The organism is Streptomyces herbicida, assembly GCF_032656585.1.
Taxonomy (GTDB): domain Bacteria; phylum Actinomycetota; class Actinomycetes; order Streptomycetales; family Streptomycetaceae; genus Streptomyces; species Streptomyces herbicida.
On the sequence record NZ_JAUYWJ010000004.1, the window covers coordinates 290,898 to 308,972 of the forward strand.

14 protein-coding genes and 1 pseudogene are annotated in these 18,075 nt (G+C 70.9%); 11 read left to right on the forward strand and 4 right to left on the reverse strand.

Features of this window, described 5'->3' with window-relative positions; all coding sequences use genetic code 11:
* Nucleotides 1–13 precede the first annotated feature (13 nt).
* The 4 genes from glgC to Q8A52_RS11050 all read left to right on the forward strand — a co-directional run bounded on the left by glgC (nucleotide 14) and on the right by Q8A52_RS11050 (nucleotide 6,781).
* Nucleotides 14–1,234 carry a glucose-1-phosphate adenylyltransferase gene (glgC, locus tag Q8A52_RS11035; RefSeq protein WP_316750570.1) on the forward strand — a complete coding sequence of 407 codons (1,221 nt, stop codon included), beginning with the start codon at nucleotides 14–16 and terminating at the stop codon, nucleotides 1,232–1,234.
* A gap of 134 nt (nucleotides 1,235–1,368) precedes the next feature.
* Nucleotides 1,369–3,690, forward strand: coding sequence for a GH92 family glycosyl hydrolase (locus Q8A52_RS11040; RefSeq protein WP_316750572.1), 2,322 nt, complete (start codon nucleotides 1,369–1,371; stop codon nucleotides 3,688–3,690).
* Nucleotides 3,691–3,835: 145 nt separating this feature from the next.
* Nucleotides 3,836–5,173: a wax ester/triacylglycerol synthase family O-acyltransferase gene (locus Q8A52_RS11045; RefSeq protein ID WP_316750574.1), complete on the forward strand. Its 1,338-nt coding sequence runs from the start codon at nucleotides 3,836–3,838 to the stop codon at nucleotides 5,171–5,173.
* 114 nt (nucleotides 5,174–5,287) lie between these two features.
* Nucleotides 5,288–6,781 (forward strand): SDR family NAD(P)-dependent oxidoreductase, encoded by a 1,494-nt coding sequence (locus tag Q8A52_RS11050; protein ID WP_316750577.1) that lies wholly within the window; start codon nucleotides 5,288–5,290, stop codon nucleotides 6,779–6,781.
* 119 nt (nucleotides 6,782–6,900) lie between these two features.
* Here the strand turns inward: Q8A52_RS11050 and Q8A52_RS11055 are convergent.
* Together Q8A52_RS11055 and Q8A52_RS11060 are read right to left on the reverse strand one after the other, a co-directional pair.
* Nucleotides 6,901–7,537 (reverse strand): annotated as a pseudogene (locus Q8A52_RS11055) (SDR family oxidoreductase); the annotation flags it as partial.
* A 25-nt stretch (nucleotides 7,538–7,562) separates the two neighbouring features.
* Nucleotides 7,563–7,967 carry a hypothetical protein gene (locus tag Q8A52_RS11060; protein ID WP_316750579.1) on the reverse strand — a complete coding sequence of 135 codons (405 nt, stop codon included), beginning with the start codon at nucleotides 7,965–7,967 and terminating at the stop codon, nucleotides 7,563–7,565.
* 449 nt (nucleotides 7,968–8,416) lie between these two features.
* Between Q8A52_RS11060 and Q8A52_RS11065 the strand changes: the two genes are divergently transcribed.
* Together Q8A52_RS11065 and Q8A52_RS11070 are read left to right on the forward strand one after the other, a co-directional pair.
* Entirely contained in the window at nucleotides 8,417–8,590 is a 174-nt protein-coding gene (locus tag Q8A52_RS11065; protein ID WP_110633937.1) for a hypothetical protein, read from the forward strand.
* 55 nt (nucleotides 8,591–8,645) lie between these two features.
* Nucleotides 8,646–9,131: a GNAT family N-acetyltransferase gene (locus Q8A52_RS11070; protein WP_316750585.1), complete on the forward strand. Its 486-nt coding sequence runs from the start codon at nucleotides 8,646–8,648 to the stop codon at nucleotides 9,129–9,131.
* Here Q8A52_RS11070 and Q8A52_RS11075 read toward each other — a convergent pair.
* A complete protein-coding gene (locus Q8A52_RS11075) occupies nucleotides 9,109–10,494 on the reverse strand; it encodes an amidase (protein ID WP_316750588.1) in 1,386 nt (461 codons plus the stop codon). The genes Q8A52_RS11070 and Q8A52_RS11075 overlap by 23 nt on opposite strands.
* Before the next feature lie 547 nt (nucleotides 10,495–11,041).
* Between Q8A52_RS11075 and Q8A52_RS11080 the strand changes: the two genes are divergently transcribed.
* Nucleotides 11,042–11,428, forward strand: coding sequence for a hypothetical protein (locus tag Q8A52_RS11080; protein WP_316750589.1), 387 nt, complete (start codon nucleotides 11,042–11,044; stop codon nucleotides 11,426–11,428).
* A gap of 2 nt (nucleotides 11,429–11,430) precedes the next feature.
* The gene (locus Q8A52_RS11085) at nucleotides 11,431–13,665 is read left to right on the forward strand and encodes a caspase, EACC1-associated type (protein ID WP_316750590.1); all 2,235 of its coding nucleotides are present in this window, start codon (nucleotides 11,431–11,433) and stop codon (nucleotides 13,663–13,665) included.
* A gap of 26 nt (nucleotides 13,666–13,691) precedes the next feature.
* Here Q8A52_RS11085 and Q8A52_RS11090 read toward each other — a convergent pair whose 3' ends face one another.
* Nucleotides 13,692–14,738 carry a LacI family DNA-binding transcriptional regulator gene (locus Q8A52_RS11090; RefSeq protein WP_316750591.1) on the reverse strand — a complete coding sequence of 349 codons (1,047 nt, stop codon included), beginning with the start codon at nucleotides 14,736–14,738 and terminating at the stop codon, nucleotides 13,692–13,694.
* Nucleotides 14,739–14,958: 220 nt separating this feature from the next.
* On the opposite strand from Q8A52_RS11090, the gene Q8A52_RS11095 reads away from it, so the two are divergent.
* Genes Q8A52_RS11095 through Q8A52_RS11105 form a run of 3 tightly spaced genes read left to right on the forward strand, consistent with a single transcriptional unit; the run spans nucleotide 14,959 to nucleotide 18,056 of the window.
* Nucleotides 14,959–16,251, forward strand: coding sequence for an ABC transporter substrate-binding protein (locus Q8A52_RS11095; RefSeq protein WP_316750592.1), 1,293 nt, complete (start codon nucleotides 14,959–14,961; stop codon nucleotides 16,249–16,251).
* A 6-nt stretch (nucleotides 16,252–16,257) separates the two neighbouring features.
* Nucleotides 16,258–17,154 (forward strand): carbohydrate ABC transporter permease, encoded by an 897-nt coding sequence (locus Q8A52_RS11100; RefSeq protein ID WP_316750593.1) that lies wholly within the window; start codon nucleotides 16,258–16,260, stop codon nucleotides 17,152–17,154.
* Nucleotides 17,151–18,056: a carbohydrate ABC transporter permease gene (locus Q8A52_RS11105; RefSeq protein WP_316750595.1), complete on the forward strand. Its 906-nt coding sequence runs from the start codon at nucleotides 17,151–17,153 to the stop codon at nucleotides 18,054–18,056. Before Q8A52_RS11100 ends, Q8A52_RS11105 begins: the two co-directional genes overlap by 4 nt.
* The last annotated feature ends 19 nt before the right edge of the window (nucleotides 18,057–18,075 follow it).

Sequence of the window (18,075 nt, forward strand, 5' to 3'; positions counted from 1 at the left end):
AGGGGGAGCGGCCATGCGTCGTGGAGGACCTTCAGTTCTCGGAATGGTGCTGGCGGGCGGCGAGGGCAAGCGGCTGATGCCGCTGACCGCGGACCGGGCCAAACCCGCGGTCACCTTCGGCGGCACCTACCGTCTCGTCGACTTCGTACTCTCCAACCTCGTCAACGCCGACATCCTGCGCATCTGTGTGCTGACCCAGTACAAGTCGCACTCGCTGGACCGGCACATCACCACCACCTGGCGGATGTCCAGCCTGCTCGGCAACTACATCACCCCGGTCCCGGCGCAGCAGCGGCTCGGCCCGCGATGGTACCTGGGCAGCGCGGACGCGATCCTGCAGTCGCTCAACCTCGTCCACGACGAACAGCCGGACTACGTCGCCGTGTTCGGTGCCGATCACGTCTACCGCATGGACCCGCGCCAGATGCTCGAGCAGCACATCGAGGGCGGCGCGGGGGTGACGGTCGCGGGCATCCGGGTGCCGCGGGCGGAGTCCTCCTCCTTCGGGGTGATCACCCCGGGCTCGGACGGGCGGACCGTCGAGCGCTTCCTGGAGAAGCCCGCCGATCCGCCGGGCCTGGCGGACGACCCGGAGTGCGTCTTCGCCTCGATGGGCAACTACATCTTCACCACCAAGGCGCTGATCGAGGCGCTGCATCGGGACGCCGAGGACGAGCAGTCCGTGCACGACATGGGCGGTTCGATCCTGCCCCAGCTCACCGGCCGGGGCGAGGCGCAGCTGTACGACTTCAGCGACAACCACGTCCCCGGCGAGACCACCCGGGACCAGGGCTACTGGCGGGACGTCGGCACCCTCGACGCCTACTACGACGCCCATATGGACCTGATCGCCGAGCGTCCCACCTTCAACCTCTTCAATCGCAGCTGGCCCGTCTACACCCACTCCAACCAGCTCTCCCCGGCCCGCTTCAACGCCGGCGGCATGGCGAGCGAGTCCATCATCAGCTCGGGCTGCCTGATCCGCGGTCAGGTCACCCGCTCCGTCCTGTCGCCCGGCGTGCTGGTCGACCCGGGCGCCGTCGTCCAGGGCTCGATCCTGCACGACAACGTCCACATCGGCCGGGGCGCGGTCGTGCGCGGCGCCGTCCTCGACAAGAACGTCGAGGTGCCGCCCGGCGCGACCATCGGCGTCAACCCCGAGCGGGACGCCGAGCTTTACACGGTCTCCCAGGGCGGGGTGATCGCGCTCGGGAAGGGGCAGCGGGTCCCGTAGGTCTCGTACGCCTGTTTGGTAACTCCCTCTTCTGACACGACGCGTTTTGTTCAATTAGCCCTGGATGCCCGGGTTTCGGATCTCCGACCCTCACGATGCAGACAGCGATGTCGAACCATCGGAGGTCATCCGACATGAGACGGACCCGGCACCCGCGGCTATGCCTGGCCGGGGTGATGACAGCGTCCGCGCTGCTCGCCGCCCCTGCCGCAGGGGCCGCCGAGCCGACCGGCGGTCACCTCACCGACCTGGTGAACCCGTTCATCGGGACCCAGAACGAGGGCAACACCTTCCCCGGCGCGGCCGTGCCCTTCGGCATGGTGCAGCTCTCGCCGGACACCGGGCACAGCACCGGCTACGACTACTCCCAGAACCGCATCCGCGGCTTCTCCCTGGTCCACCTCTCGGGCGTCGGCTGCCGGATCGGCGGTGACCTGCCCGTCCTGCCCACCACCGGCGACGTCACACAGACGGACAACGCGAAGTACGCCGCCGGGTTCCGGCACGAGGACGAGACGGCGAGCCCCGGCTACTACCGGGTGGGCCTGGCGTCCGGCATCGGAGCCGAACTCACGGCGACCGCACGCACCGGCGTACAGCGCTTCACCTTCCCCGCCACCGACAAGGCCAATGTCCTGCTCAACGCGGGCCAGTCGCTGCACAAGAAGGTCTCCGGCAAGGTGGAGGTGCTGGACGACCGGACGGTACGCACCGCCATCACCGGCCGTGGATTCTGCCGGGACACCCTGCCCTACACGGTCTACACGATCACCCGCTTCGACCGCCCCTTCACCGCATACGGCACCTGGGACGGCAAGGCCGTCACCCCCGGCTCCCGGGCCGGAAAGGACGGCGCCTACCTCCGCTTCGACACGACCCGGGACCGTACCGTCACGGCCACCACCGCCCTGTCCTACGTCGACGCGAACGGAGCGGCGGTCAACCTCGGCGCGGAGGGCGGCCGTTCCTTCGACGCCGTACGCGACGCGGCCCGGCGGGCCTGGGAGGAGCGCCTCGGCGCCGTCCGCGTCCAGGGCGGCGGGGAGCCCCTGCGGCGCACCTTCTACTCGTCCCTGTACCGGTCCTTCCTGGCCCCCAACGCCGGCAGCGACGCGGACGGCCGCTACCGCGGCTGGGACCTGCGCGTCCACCGCGCCCAGGGCTTCACCTACTACCAGAACTGGTCCCTGTGGGACACCTACCGCACCCAGTGCCAGCTCCTCGCCCTGCTCGCGCCCCAGGAGGCCCGCGACATGGCGCTGTCGGTGCTGAAGGTCGGCGAGGAGGGCGGATGGCTGCCCAAGTGGGGCTACGGCACGGTCGAGACGAACATCATGACCGGCGACCCGGTCACCCCGTTCCTGACCACCGCCTACCAGCAGGGCCTGCTGAAGGGGCACGAGCGACAGGCGTACCGGCTGCTGCGCCGCAACGCCGACGGCGTGCCGCCCGCCGGCCTGCCGATCGCGGGCCGGGAGGCCAACGCCGAGTACATCGCGAACGGCTTCGCGCCCTACATCAAGGGCCGCCCGCAGGCGAAGCTCGGCGACTCGGACTACCACCAGGGGGCCTCGGTCACCCTGGAGTACGCCCTGTCCGACGCCATGCTGGCGCAGATGGCACGCGGCCTGGGCCACGTCGCGGACGCCGAACGGTACGCGGCCCGCTCCCGCAACTACCGCAACATCTTTGATCCCTCGACCGGGTTCTTCCGGGCCCGGGACGCCTCCGGAGCCTTCGCCGGACCGGACGACCCGGCCCTGAGCGTGGGCTTCCACGAGGGCACCGCCTGGCAGTACCAGTGGCTGGTGCCGCAGGACCTGCCGGGCATGATCGGACTGATCGGCGGCGAACGGGCGGCGAACGACCGGCTCGACGCGTTCTTCGCCTACGACCGGCTGCTGGCCGACCCCGAGCGCACCGCGCGCGAGGTGTGGGTGCACGGCAACGCGTACGCCTACTACAACGCGGCCACGTACAACCCGCAGAACGAGCCCGACCTCATCGCCCCGTACACCTATCTGTCGACCGGGCAGCCCTGGAAGACCACCGACGTGGTGCATGCGGCACTGACGCTCTTCACGGACTCGCCGACCGGCATGACCGGAAACGACGACCTCGGGACGATGTCCGCCTGGAACGTGCTGTCGTCGATCGGGCTCTTCCCGGTCCAGCCCGGATACGGCACCTGGGGTCTGTCCACGCCCGTCTTCGACCGGGTCGACCTCGCCCTGGACCGCCGCTACTGGCCCGGCGGCCGGCTGACCGTGACCGCGCCCGGTACCTCGGCCACCGACCGCTACGTCCAGTCGGCCCGTACGGACGGATCGCCCTACGGCCGGACCTTTCTGACGACCGAGGCGCTGCGCTCCCTGCGCGAACTCGCCTTCACCGTCGGCCCCGAACCGTCCCAGTGGGGTACGTCACGACAGGCGGCGCCACCGGTGCTGAAGTGACCTCGGGCGGCTCTTGAGTCCCGCCCGTTTCACTGAGGGCGGGACTTAATCTGCTGTTAACTGAGCGTAGCCTGATCGTACTTGACCGTAATTGCTTGTGGGAGGTTGACTTCTTGTCCACCCACCGTCGACGCGAGGCAAGCCCTTGACTGATGACCTGCTCGCTCCCCTCGACCTGGCGTTCTGGAACATCGAGTCCGACCGGCACCCGATGCATCTCGGCGCACTCGGCGTCTTCTCCGCGCACTCACCCACGGCAGGTGCTCACGCGGCAGATCTGCTCGCCGCCCGTGCCGCGGCCGTGCCCGGGCTGCGGATGCGCATCCGGGACGTCTGGCAGCCACCGGACCTGCGCCGGCCGCTGGCCTTCGGCGGTGCCACCCGCGAGCCCGACCCCGGCTTCGACCCGCTGAACCATGTACGGCTGCACGCCCCGGCCGCCGACTTCCACGCCGTCGCGGGCCGGCTCATGGAGCGCCCGCTGGAGCGCGGCCGGCCACCGTGGGAAGCCCATGTCCTGCCCGGGGAGGACGGCGTCTCCTTCGCCGTCCTCTTCAAGTTCCACCACGCCCTCGCCGACGGCCTGCGCGCGCTCAAGCTCGCCGCCGGAGTCCTGGACCCGGTGGAGCTGCCGGTGCGCACCCCCCGCCCGATCGAGCCGCCGCGCGGTGTACTGCCCGACGTGCGCAGACTGCCAGGCCTGCTGCGGGGCGCGCTGTCCGACATGGGCCGGGCCCTCGACATCGGCGCCTCCGTCGCCCTGTCCACCCTCGGCATCCGCTCCTCCTCCGCGCTGACCGCCGAGCCCAGCGGTACCCGGTGCACCGCCGGAGTGGTCCTGGACATCGACGATGTGCACCGGATCCGCAAGGCCGTCGGCGGGACCGTCAACGACGTGCTCATCGCCGTCGTCGCGGGCGCCCTGCGCCGCTGGCTCGACGAGCGCGGCGACGGCAGCGAGGGTGTCGCGCCCCGCGCCCTGATCCCCGTCTCCAGGCGCCGCCCGCGCACCGCGCACCCCCAGGGCAACCGGCTCTCCGGCTACCTGATACGGCTTCCCGTCGACGACCCCGACCCGGTCAGCCGCCTCGGCACGGTCCGCACGGCGATGGACCGCAACAAGGACGCCGGCCCCAACCGGGGCGCGGGCGCCGTCGCCCTGCTCGCCGACCACGTGCCCGCGCTCGGCCACCGCCTCGGCGGCCCGCTGGTCGGCCAGGCGGCCCGGCTGTGGTTCGACATCCTGGTCACCAGCGTGCCCCTGCCCGGCCTCGGGCTGCGGCTCGGCGGACACCCGCTGACGGAGGTCTTCCCCTTCGCGCCGCTCGCCCCCGGCCAGTCCCTGGCGGTGGCGATCTCGACCTACCGCGGCCGGGTGCACTACGGGCTGGTCGCCGACGCACGGGCGGTGCCGGACCTCGACGTACTCGCACGAGCGGTGACGGACGAACTGGAGTCACTGATCGCCGCCTGCGACCCCTGAGCGGCCGGCCTGCGGAACGAGTTTGGCGTGCGGCCCGGTGCTCCGTAAAATTCCCCGTTCGAAAGCGGGCGCGAGTCGGAGCGCTGCGCAGATGATCAGGGAAACGGCAGCGCGATGACGGTGACACAGGACGGCCCGATGGCCGAGGACGAGGCGGTCTACGGCCACGGCATCGACCCCGAGCGCCTGGCCGTCTGCCTCAGTGTGCTCGAGGAGCTCGACAAGCTGGAGGTCGACCACCCCGACGCCATCGCGGTGCGCCGGGCCACGGCCGGCCTCTACCGCACGGTCAAGCAGCGCCGCCGCCAGGAGCGCCGGGCCGCCAAGACCGCCCACGACAAGGCGGTCACCGAGGCCACCGCCACCGGCTCCGCCCAGCGCATCGACGACGAGACGGAGGGAATCCTGCCGTCGTCGATCACCGCGGAGGGCAAGGTCGCGGGGATACTCCAGCGCCCGCGCTCCTGCTACACCTGCAAGAGCCGGTACGTCGAGGTCGACTACTTCTACCACCAGCTCTGTCCGGACTGCGCCCGGACGAACCGGGCCAAGCGCGAGGCCCGCGCCGACCTCACCGGCAAGCGCGCGCTGCTCACCGGCGGCCGCGCCAAGATCGGCATGTACATCGCGCTGCGGCTGCTGCGCGACGGCGCCCACACCACGATCACGACCCGATTCCCCAAGGACGCCATCCGCCGCTTCAAGGCGATGGACGACTCGGCGGACTGGATGCACCGGCTGGAGGTCGTCGGCATCGACCTGCGCGACCCGGCGCAGGCCGTCGCCCTGTCCGAGCAGGTCGCCGAGGCGGGTCCGCTCGACATCCTGATCAACAACGCGACGCAGACCGTGCGCCGACTGCCCTCCGCGTACGCGGCCCTGGTCGAGGGTGAGAGCGCCCCGCTGCCCGCCGGGGAGCTCCCCGCCCACCACGTCATCGGCGCCTTCGGGTCCGGCGCCGTCGACGGCATCGCCGCACTGCCCCTCGGCACCAGCGGCCTGGACGCGCAGAAGGTCGCCGACCTCGCGCTCGTCGCGGGCAACGCCAGCGTCGCCCGGCACCTCGACGGCACCGCCATCGACGCGGGCGGCCTCGTCCCCGACGTCGTCGAGACCAACACCTGGGTGCAGACCATCGACCAGATCTCGCCGGTCGAGCTGCTGGAGACCCAGCTGTGCAACTACACGTCGCCGTTCATCCTGATCAGCGCCCTGCGCCCGGCGATGGCGGACGCCGCGAAGAAGGCCGCCAGCGGCCGTGCCTACGTCGTCAACGTCTCCGCGATGGAAGGCGTCTTCGGCCGCGGCTACAAGGGTGCCGGACACCCGAACACCAACGCCGCCAAGGCGGCCATGAACATGGTCACGCGGACCAGCGCCCAGGAGATGTTCCAGACCGACGGCATCCTCATGACCTCCGTCGACACCGGCTGGATCACCGACGAGCGTCCGCACTACGACAAGCTGCGTCTGGCCGAGGCGGGCTTCCACGCCCCGCTCGACCTGGTCGACGGTGCGGCGCGCGTCTACGACCCGATCGTGCGCGGAGAGGCGGGCGAGGACCTGTACGGCGTCTTCATGAAGGACTACGCGCCGGGCAAGTGGTGACACCCGCTCCAGGGCGGTAATCCGGTGGCCGGTGTGCGCGTCGGCGCCCTGGGGTGAGGCACGTACACCGGAGTGCCCGGTGCGCAGGTCACGTGTTCTTCGGGGTGGAATTCCACCAGGCGGGCCCTCTCCGGGGCCGCCCCCCCTTCAGGGGCGCCCGCGCGGCCGACTTGATCTCCGGCACCAATGGCCGCGTCCGATACCAGCCACAGCACCGCCCGCGCGACGTCCTCGGGCTCCCCGATGCACCCGAGGGCAGCCCCGCGGCGATCTCCTCTTCGCCGGTCTCCCACACGAACCTGGCCATGTCCGTGCGGACGAGGCCGGGGGAGACGGAGTTGACCCGCACCCGGGGCGCGAGCTCGCCCGCGAGCTGCTGGATGAGGTGGAGCAGCGCGGCCTGCTGGTGCCGTACGCCCCGACATGGAGCCCGGCGTGCCCCGCGCCCTCCGCGCAGATGTTGACCACCGCGCCACCGTGCTCGCGCATCCACCCCCACCGTGCGCACTGCACCAGCCGCAGCGGCACCTCGACGCTCGGCGTGAACGCGTCACGCCACGCCTCGGGGTCGACGTCCATGAGCGGCCTGTTCGGCCGGCTGGTCGCCGCGTTGTTGATCAGGGCGTCGAGTCGGCCGAACTCCCGGAGGGCCGGCGTCCCGGCGGCGCCGAGCACCTGGGCGACGGCGCGCCCGATCCCGCGTGTGCCGCCGGTGACGACGGCCGCCCTGCCCTCGAGCCCGTACGACGACGTCATCGCCGTACCGCCTCATGACGGACCGTCAGTCGACAGCTCCCAGCGGCGAGTTCCTGGCCGAGACCAGCTCCAGGACGGTGCGCCAGTCCTCCAGGACCCCGGCGTCGAATCCGGCGGTCCGGCTCTCCTCGTCCGCCTGGCGCAGCCGCTGAAGATCGTCGTCGGCGAGGCCGAGGGGCCCGCGGTGGTGTCGTACGAGGTGGGAGACGCGCTCGCCGAGCAGGGGCCGTACCGCGTCGGCCGCGCGGTCCGCCTGAGCGGTCTCGTCACCCGGGCCCAGCAGCCGGCCGATGCAGTGCACCAGTCCGGCCACCTGGAGCTCCTTGTCGGCGGGACGGCTGCGGCGCAGCAGGGCGGCGGTCCGCAGCGCATGCTGGTGCCGACAGGCATACAACAGATCCATCAGCTCCTCGACGCTGCGCAGCTCCATGCGTCAGTCCTCCCGCGAGACAGCCGTTGCGGTACCTCAGCAGATCATGGCGAGCTTGCGACGCGGCCAACGGCACTTGAACTGCACGGCGTGGACTCCTCTGTAGGCCAACCGGGTGGATCCAAACCGAGCGATATGTAATGAACAGTCCCAGAATGGTGCCGATGGAGTACCGAGCGACTCGAGATAGTTACACCTTGTTTGCACTCCCTATCGAGCGGACCCCCGCTCATTTGGTTAGTCTGTAGTCCGACGGACAGCAGTACGGGGTCCCACCCACACCCACGGTCCGTCCCGGGACAAGCCGGTTCACCACGGCCTGCCCTTCCGAGTATCCGGCGCCACCGCGTCCGAACTGGCCTTCCATCCAGACCCGAGCGGGCGTCAGGTGCCGGATCGCAGACTGTCCGGTACGCCCCGAGGGTGACCCGACACATAAGGAGTGCGCGGTGACACCGGAGAAGACGAATCGCGATCAGCGCCCCAAGGAACGCACGGAGCGCGCGGGCCGCAGGCCCGGAGAGCTCGGCAGCCTCGACGTGTGGGCCCGGTCCGCCCCGATCCGCCTCGCGGGCTACGAGGACGACCTCGCCGAACCCCACATCCTGCCGAGCGTGGACTGACCCGCAGGTCAGCCGTATCGCGTTCGCCTGGCATGGGCGTGCGAGACTCACGCCCATGCTGATCAGAGAAGCCGTGGCCGACGACTGGCCACGGATCTGGCCTTTCTGGCACCGGATCGTCGCCGCAGCCGAGACCTACGCCTGGGACCCGGACACGTCGGAGGAAGCGGCCCGCGCACTGTGGATGGGTCCGGCCAAGCGGGTCTACGTCGCCGAGGACGACACCGGCGCCGTGGTCGGCTCCGCGTATCTCACCCCGAACTACGGCGGCCCAGCCGCGCGTGTCGCCAACGCCGGGTTCATGGTCGACCCGGACCGGGGCGGCCGCGGCATCGGCCGCGCCCTCGCCGAACACCTCCTGGCCGAGGCCGAGGCGCAGGGCTACCGCGCGATGGTCTTCAACGCCGTCGTCGAGACCAACCCCGCCGTAATACTGTGGACCTCCCTCGGCTTCACGATCCTGGGCACGGTGCCGGAGGCGTACGAGCATCCCCGGCACGGCCGGGTGGGGCTGCACATCATGTACAAGGCGCTGGGCTGACGGAGCCAGGACGCGTGCGCTGGTCGAGCGGTGCCGTGCGCTGCCACGGGTGCAGTTCCTCCAGCTGCCCGGCCAGCTCCAGCAGATCCGCCTCCGTGCCCGGCCGTCCCACCAGCTGTACGGCGCAGGGGGCGCCCGAGGGAAGCGTGCCGAACGGGACGGACATCGCGGGCCAGCCCGTGAGGTTCCACGGTGGGGTCATCGGGGAGTAGTTGGTGTTGGCCAGGACGTTGGGCAGCCAGCCCCGCTCGTGCCACGGCACGGACCGGGGGGAGCGGCGGGCCAGGGCCGGGGTCAGCAGAACGTCGTGCTCGGTGAAGAAGGGGATCAGCCGGCGCCGGAGGCGTTCACGCTGGTCACCGGTGCGCACGCCGCGTACGAAACGGCGCCCGACGGCCGCGTGCACCCGGGTCCGCCGGGCCAGCCGCGCCAGGTCGAGGCCCTCGGCGTCCACCGCCGTACCCGCCGTCCAGTGCTGGAGCGCGGTGACGCCGAGCGAGAGGGGATACGGCGGATTCGCCGTGCGCACCTGATGACCGGCCCCGGCCAGCACACCGGCCGCCTCGCGGACGGCGGTCGTATACGGCTTGGTGACCGCGACACCGGCGAGGGGGCTGCGCAACGAGACCGCGATCCTGCGAGTGGCGGGCTCCTCCCGGCGTACGAACTCCTCCTGAGCGAGGACCGAGAGCACCAGGCGCAGATCCTCGACGGTGGTCGCCAGCGGTCCGTTCTCCGACATGCCGAACCAGTCGCCGTTGCCGATCCCGGCCGGCACCAGACCGTGGCCCGGCTTCAGTGTGACGAGGCCGCAGTTGGCCGCCGGTATGCGCAGCGAGCCCATGCCGTCGTTGCCGAGCGCGACCGGCACCAGGCCGGCGGCCACCGCGGCCGCGCTGCCGCCCGAGGAACCGCCCGCCGTGCGCGAGGTGTCCCACGGATTGCGGGAGGTGCCGAGAACGCCCTCCGTGGTGCCGAAGATGCACAGCTCGGGCACATTGGTCAGGCCCACCACCACCGCGCCCGCCGACCGCAGCCGGGCCACGGTGACATGGTCGTCGTCGGCCGGGGTGTCCGGGGTGGCGGCCGAGCCGATCCGGGTCGACTCGCCACGCACCGCCAGATTGTCCTTGACCGCCACGGGCACACCCGCCAGAGGAAGTTCGGCCAGGTCGGAGCGGGCCGCCACCTCGTCGGCGGCCGCGAGCGCCGATTCGGCCAGAACCTTGCGGAACGCGCCGATCCGGCCGTCGAGGCGCTCGATCCGCGCAAGATGCTCCGCGACCACCTCACGGGGCGTGGCCCGCTTCTCGCGTACGGCGGCGGCGATCTCGGCGGCGGTCCGGCCGATCCAGCTGGTCACGGGCGCTCCTAGGCAGGGTGCGGGGTGGTGCGCGGGCGCGTACCCATCGGTACGTAGGGAGAACTGTGCACGGTCGCACGCGGCGCGTCGAGAGCCCGTCGGCGCCCTTGGACGTTCGGTACGCCCTCGCGCGCTCCCTCGCCCCGGATGCCGCCGTCGCCGTCTCCGGCCCGCCCTCGCCCACGACGCCCCCGACAAGGGGAGCCGCGCGGCGCTCGTGGCCGCCCGTCCGGTGGCGGACTTCCCGTAGCGGTGGCCCGCGGAGTGTGATGTGTCCATCCGGGACGGGTGGTTCTACCGTGCCGGCCAACGGCCCAAGACCGTAGGTCGGTTGACGGACATCTGCGTCCGGTCCCTGGGGCGCAACGCGGTGCTGCTGCTCTACGTCCCGCCGGATGTTCCGGTCGCGGTGAGTGTTGAACGGTCAAAAAGTGTGCGAAGCCCTCCGATTGAAGCCTGAAATACTGTTCGCCGAATGATTTGCCCGCTCGTGGTCGGCGGCAGAGACTGGATACGACGGAGTGGATCCACCGAAAGGGCTGACCCGGTGGAAAACGAACTGCGCATTCTCCTTGCCGAAGAGGGGGCGGACTCCGAACGCGTGGCGAAACTGTCCGGTTTTCTGCGTGAGGAACTGCTCCAACTCGATGTGGACGACGTGACCCCCCTGCCGGGCGAGGCGGCTCCGCCCGGCGCGCGGGCCGTGGGCGTCACCGAGATCGGCGCCTTGCTGGTGAGCCTGGGCGGTTCCGCCACCGCGCTGAGTCAGGTGATGAACGTGATCCGCGACTGGTTCGGCCGCCACCACGGTTCGCATCCGTCGCTGCGCCTGACGATGGACGACGACTCGCTGGAGATATCCGAGGCCACGGACGAACAGGTGGCGGAGGCGTTCGACCTGTTCGTCCAGCGCCATTCCACGGCCGGAGCCTAGCCATGGGCGAGTCCCGGCACGCGTTGATCATCGCCAATGACAGCTATCAGGACCCGGGACTGAAGAAGCTGAGGGCGCCGGCGCAGGACGCCGTCGCGCTCGCGCGTGTGCTGGGCGACCCCGGGATCGGCGGTTTCGAGGTCGAGGTGGTGAGAAACGAACTCGCGCACGTCATCTGGCGGCGCATCGACGAGTTCTTCTCCGACCGCAGACCCTCCGACACGCTCCTGCTGCACTTCTCCTGCCACGGTCTGAAGAGCGAGTCCGGTGCCCTGTACTTCGCGGCCACCGACACCCTGCCGCGGCTGCTGGACTCCACGGCGGTACCGGCCGGATTCGTCCGCCGGCGCATGGCCTCGACCCGGGCGCGCAGCATCGTGCTGTTCCTGGACTGCTGCTACGGCGGCGCCTTCTCGCAGGGCGCGGACGCCGTGCGCGCGGCCGGGGACGTCAACGTCCTCGACTCCTTCGCGGGGGAGAAGCTCGGTGGCGGGCGGGGCTGGGCCGTGATCACCGCGTCCAACTCCATGGAGTACGCCTTCGAGGGCACCGAGCTCACCGAGGGTGCCGAGCCCGGGACGTCGGTGTTCACCAGCGTGGTGGTGCAGGGCCTGGCCACCGGCGAGGCGGACCTCGACGAGGACGGGCGGGTCTCGCTGGACGAGCTGTACGAGTACGTCTTCGACCGGGTACGCGAGCGGAATCCCCATCAGACCCCGAGCCGCACCGTCGACATGCAGGGCGACCTGTATCTGGCCCGCAGTCAGCGCCGTCGTATCACCCCGTCCCCCGTACCGGAGGACGTGCAGGCCGCGATGCGCAGCCCGGACATCTACACCCGCCGAGGAGCCATCGCGGAGTTGCGGGCCCGCATGGAGAACAGCGACCTCTCCGTCGCGCTGGGGGCGCGCACGGCGCTGGAGGAGATGGCGCGCAAGGACATCCGGGCCGTCGCGGACGAGGCGGGACGGGCCGTGAACGAGGTCGGCGTCAACCCGTATCCGACGCGGCTGGACTTCGGTCCGGTGCCGCAGAACTCACCCGCGCCGCGCATGACGGTACGCCTGCTCGGCCCGCCCCTGGCCCGCAGCTGTGTCGCGCACGCCAAGAGCGACCGGCTCCGGGTCGAGGAGTCGGCCGACGGCCTGGACGTGCGCCTCGACACCGCAGCGCCGGGGGAGCTGAGCGGCGAGATCGTACTGAAGGGGGTCGTGGGCGAGGCGGTGCTGCACGTCGAGGCCGAGGTGCTGCCGGCATCGGACCACGGCGATATGGCCCCGGCCGCACCCGCGACGGACGTCCCGTCGCCGCCGGCCGCCTCCGCGTCCCCGCCGCACGCACCGCACCCTTCCCCGGGTTCCACCGGGCCCGGTGCGAACGACTCCTCGTCGAAGAGCGAGATGTTCCACCACACGCCGCCACCACCGCCCGAGTGGTACGTACAGGGGCAGGCCCCGAAGCCCGGCCCCGCCGCGGCCACGCCCTCACCCCGGCTGCTCGACACGCCCCGCACCGCGGAGCGCGCCCGCCTCGCGACTCCGTCAGCTCCCGCTCGCGCGCACTCCGGGAATCCGGCTTCTCCGGCTTCTCCGGCTTCTCCGGCGCGCTCGCAGGGAGTGCCTCCGAAGGCGTCCGTACAGAAGAGGTACGGCGGGTCGGCCGCGCCTCGCGGCGGGGTTCACCCCGGTCCGGCCCCGGGCCCCGCCCCGCCGGACGGCTCGCTCGCACCGCCACCGCCGAACCGCGCCCGCACCGCGCCCCCGGCACCTCCCGGCCGCTCCCACGGCACGCTTTCCCCGCCTCCTCCCGCCGCCGGCGTGGGCCAACGGCACGAGCCCGCCTTCGCGGGAGCCGGGGGCAAGGCCCAGCGTGCGGCGCTGCGGGCGCCCCTGCTGGCCATGGCCGGGGCGAGCCTGGCCGTGGTGTCGGCGTTCCTTGTCCTGGAGGCCGCCGTGGACGTTGTGCGCCGGCAGTTGGCGGACAGTACGGTCGGCCTGGCCGACCACGCCCGGGCCGCGGATCTGCTCAGCCCGCTCGCGGTCGTGCTGCTGACGGGCACGGCTGCCTACCTGTTCGGCGCCTTCGCCGGCCACGACCTGGCGGACCGGAGCGCACGCTACCCCGCCTCGACGACGACCACCACGAAGATCCTGATCCGGACCACGCAGCTGCTGGCGATCCCGGCGGTGGTCCTGGGAGTGCTCCTGGGCATCACCTATCTGATCCTGACCGCGTAGGCGTCCCCGGCCGGTGCCACTCCCGCTCAGTGCCGCCGTGCAGCCCCCGTACTGCCCCGCCCGATCAACCCGGGCACCGGCGCCCGCACGGTCCGCGCCGGCCCCCCGTCCAGCAGCGCGGTCAGCTCGGTCGCCGCCGTGCGGCCGAACTCCACGCTGTCCCGGGACAGTGCCGACAGCCACGGCTTGACCATGCGGCAGAGCGCCGAGTCCTCCCAGGACACCACGGACACGTCCGCGGGCACGGAGAATCCGAGTTCGGCGGCGGCGGCCACACCGGCGACGGCCATCACATCGTTGTCGTAGACGAGCGCGGTCGGGGGAGGGGAGCCGCGCAGCACTCGGCGGGTCACGGCCGCGCCCTCGGCGTCCGAGTAGTCGGTGGTCACGGACGTCACCTCGGTCAGGCCACGCCGCTCGGCCTCGGCGCGCAGCGTGCGGATGCGGCGCTGGGTGTGCGCGAGCCCGGGCAGTCCCGCGATGTGGACGATCCGGCGATGGCCCAGGGCGGTCAACTCGTCAACGACCGAGGCCATCGCGCCGGCGTCGTCCGCCCACACCGTCGACAGCCCGGGGTGCCGCTCATCGGGCGCGCCGCCGATCACCACGGCGGGCAGGCCGAGTTCGTCGAGCAGGTCGGGGCGCGGGTCGTCCGCGCGCGGGTCCACGACGAGCAGGCCGTCCACCCGGTGCTCGGCCCACCAGCGCCGGTACACCGCGCACTCGTCGGCGACGTCCTCCACCACCTGGAACAGCAGCCCGAGATGACGTTCCGCCAGCACCTCCTGGATGCCGGAGACCAGCTGCAGGAAGAAGGAGTCCACGCCGAGCGTGTGGGCGGGACGGGCGAGGACGAAGCCGACCGTGGCCGCGCCCTCCCCGGACAGGGCGCGGGCCGCCGTGCTGGGCCGCCAGCCCAGCTGTTCGGCGACCCGGCGCACCCGGTCGCGGGTGACCTCGGAGACGCCCGGACGGCCGTTGAGCGCGAAGGACACCGCGCTCTCGGAGACACCGGCGCGCTGCGCGATGTCCTTCATCGTCGGCCGACGGGCGGGGGAACGTTTGGCCGGCACGTTGCTCCCATTTCTGCGCGGATTCCAGCTAATGCGCTTGAGTGCAAGAACCCTAAAGCGCATTAGCGATCCATGGCAAGTTTTCGGCCACACCGTCTTGACCTGCACTAATGTCAGGGGAATTTCTTTAGCTGTGGCCACTCCATTGACTTCTTCCAAACGTCGCGGGCATGGTCGCTGGCGTCCCAGCCGCCGACGCCACCAAGGGAGCCGTGTCACCGTGCCCACATCCCGCAGAGCCTTCGCCGCTGCCGCCGTAGCCGCCCTCGTCCTGCCGCTCAGTGCCTGCGGCTCCGGCGACGACGGCGGCGGATCGACCGACACCTCCGGCAAGGTCGAGGGCGACATCACCTTCCAGACCTGGAATCTGCGCGCCAACTTCAAGCCGTACTTCGAGGGCGTGATCGCCGCCTTCGAGAAGAAGTACCCCGGGACCCACGTGAAGTGGATCGACCAGCCCGCCGAGGGATACGCCGACAAGATCAGTGCCGACGCCGCCGGCGGCACCCTGCCCGACGTCGTCAACGTCTCCCCGGACCTCGTCGCCCCGCTGGCCAAGGCGGGCCTCGCGCTCGACCTCGACAAAGCCGCTGCCAAGTACAAGCCCGAGTATCTCGACGGCGCCTGGGCAAGCCACCGGATACCGGGGATGAGCGGCACGTACGCCTTCCCCTGGTATCTGAACACCGGCCCGCTGTTCTACAACAAGTCCCTGTTCAAGAAGGCAGGGCTCGACCCGGAACAGCCCCCGAAGACCTACGACGAACTCTTCGCCGACGCCCTGGAGCTGGCCCGGCAGAGCGACGGCAAGGTCGCCACCCTCGCCAACGTGCCCACGATCGAGGACTTCGGCCGCTACGGCGTCCGGCTCATGAATCAGCGGGGCACCGGCTTCGCCTTCAACGACGCCAAGGGCATCGAACTCCTCGCCAAGTACAAGGAGTTGTACGACGCCAAGGCGCTCGACCCGCAGGCCCTGACCGCGACCCCGGAGTCCTCCGGCAAGAAGTTCCTCACCGAGGCCGTCGCCATGAACCCCGGAAGCGCCCTCGACCTCGGCAACTTCAAGAAGCAGGCGCCGAACCTGTACCGGAACATCGGCATCACGGACCAGATCACCAGCACCGGCCACGTCAACATGTATGTGATGGGCGTGATGGTCAACTCCCGCACCAGGCACGCGCCCGCCGCGGTCGCCTTCGCGCACTATGTGACCGACGCACAGAACCAGATGTCCTTCGCCGAGAAGGTGGCCATCTTCCCGAGCACCGCCGGCTCCCTCGACGACGCGTACTTCACCAAGGAGGACGGGACCGACGAGACGAAGGTGCGGATCGCCGCCGCCAAGTCCCTGAAGAACGCGGTCAATTACACGCCCGTGCTGTTCAGCGAGCAGATGAAGACCGCGCTGCGCAACGAGGTCGCCAAGGCGCTGCAGGGCAAGGAGAGCCCCAAGGCGGCTCTTGACAACGCTGTCAAGGCCTGCGACCGGCTCCTCCGGCAGCAGGGCTGAGCCGGGATGGCGGATCTCACGGCGCGGTCCCGGGTGCGGCGCCAACTTCCCACCAGTCCCTGGCTGTTCGCGGCCCCCGGACTCCTGATCGCGGGCGCCTTCGTGCTCTACCCCTTCCTCTTCACCCTGTACAACTCCCTCACCGACCGGCGCACCCTGATCCCGGGCCGCTTCGTGGGCCTCGCCAACTTCCGTGAGCTGCTCCACGACGACATGTTCTGGACCGGGCTGCGCAACAGCTCGCTCTACGTCCTCGGCGTCGTACCGGCGCTGGTGGTCCTGCCACTGCTGCTCGCCCTGCTGGTCCAGAAGAACATCCCCGGTATCACCTTCTTCCGGTCCGCCTTCTACACCCCGGTCGTCGCGTCGATCGTCGTGGTCGGGCTCATCTGGGTGTGGCTGCTGGACGAACGCGGGCTGGTCAACTCCCTCCTCGAGACGGCCGGGATCGGCCGGGTCGGCTTCCTCAGCGACCAGTGGCTGCTCCTGCTGAGCGCCATGGCCGTCACGGTCTGGAAGGGCCTCGGCTACTACATGATCATCTATCTGGCCGCGCTGGCGAACGTCCCCCGCGAACTGCACGAGGCCGCGGCGGTGGACGGCGCGGGCCCGGTGCGCCGCTTCCTGAACGTCACCGTGCCCGCCGTGCGCTCGACCATGGTCCTGGTCGCCGCGCTCTCCTCGGTCGCCGCCTTCAAGGTGTTCTCCGAGGTCTATCTGATGGCGGGCCCGAGCGGCGGCCCGGCCGGCGAGGACACCACCCTGGTGATGCTCGTCCAGCGCGCCGGCACCGGTCTGACCGGCCGCGTCGGCTACGCCTCCGCCCTGTCGGTCGTCGTCTTCGCCGTGACCGTCGCCCTGATGCTGCTGGTCCTGCGCGCCGACCGGAGGGACGAGGCATGAGCGTCATGGAGAAGGTACGACCCTTGCGGGCGCCCGCCGTCGCCCGGCAGACGCGGGTCACCGACCAGCACGGACGCCGCATCCGGGTGTGGGAACTGGTGCTGCGCTACACACTGTTGCTCATCGTGCTCGCGCTCGCCGTCGGACCGTTCGTATGGCAGCTGTCCACCTCGCTCAAGGGTCCCACCGAGGACATCTTCAGCTCTCCGCCGAAGTTCCTGCCCGGCCGTCCGACCCTGCACAACTACGAGCGGGTCGCCGACACCATCCCCGTCTGGGACTACGCCCTCAACTCACTGAAGGTCGCCGGCGCCAACGTCGTGACCAACTGCGTCGGCTCGGCGCTCGCCGGGTACGCCCTGGCCCGGCTGCGCTACCGGGGCCGCGGTGTGGCCACCCTCGTCTTCGTCCTGGCGATGCTCGTGCCCGTCGAGGGCATCGTCATCGCCCAGTTCACCACCATGCGCGAACTCGGCATCAACAACACCCTCGTCGGCGTCGTCCTGCCCGGCTCCATCGGCGCCATGAACGTCCTGCTGATGCGCAATGCCTTCCGCAACCTGCCGTACGAGATCGAGGAGGCGGCCTTCGTCGACGGTGCGAGCGCCTGGCAGCGGTTCCTGCGGATCGCCCTGCCCTCGGTGAAGGGGACCCTTGCCGTCGTCGCGATCTTCGCCTTCATGGGCGCCTGGGACGACTTCCTGTGGCCGCTCATCGTGCTCAGCGACCCGTCCAAGTTCACCCTCACCATCGGACTCAACTATCTGCACGGCACCTTCGCCAACGACGAACGGCTCGTCGCCGCCGGCACGGTCATCGCCGTGGCCCCCCTCATCGCCCTCTTCGCCTGCCTTCAGCGGTACTTCTTCCGGGGAGTCGGCGAGGGAGCCGTCAAGGGCTGAACCCCATCACCGCTCGCAA

What these genes read in the sequence shown, in the direction of transcription:
- glgC (WP_316750570.1), top strand. Translation starts at nt 14, where the DNA reads ATGCGTCGTGGAGGACCTTCAGTTCTCGGAATGGTGCTGGCGGGCGGC.
- Q8A52_RS11040 (WP_316750572.1), top strand. Translation starts at nt 1,369, where the DNA reads ATGAGACGGACCCGGCACCCGCGGCTATGCCTGGCCGGGGTGATGACA.
- Q8A52_RS11050 (WP_316750577.1), top strand. Translation starts at nt 5,288, where the DNA reads ATGACGGTGACACAGGACGGCCCGATGGCCGAGGACGAGGCGGTCTAC.
- Q8A52_RS11060 (WP_316750579.1), bottom strand. Translation starts at nt 7,967, where the DNA reads ATGGAGCTGCGCAGCGTCGAGGAGCTGATGGATCTGTTGTATGCCTGT.
- Q8A52_RS11070 (WP_316750585.1), top strand. Translation starts at nt 8,646, where the DNA reads ATGCTGATCAGAGAAGCCGTGGCCGACGACTGGCCACGGATCTGGCCT.
- Q8A52_RS11085 (WP_316750590.1), top strand. Translation starts at nt 11,431, where the DNA reads ATGGGCGAGTCCCGGCACGCGTTGATCATCGCCAATGACAGCTATCAG.
- Q8A52_RS11100 (WP_316750593.1), top strand. Translation starts at nt 16,258, where the DNA reads ATGGCGGATCTCACGGCGCGGTCCCGGGTGCGGCGCCAACTTCCCACC.
- Q8A52_RS11105 (WP_316750595.1), top strand. Translation starts at nt 17,151, where the DNA reads ATGAGCGTCATGGAGAAGGTACGACCCTTGCGGGCGCCCGCCGTCGCC.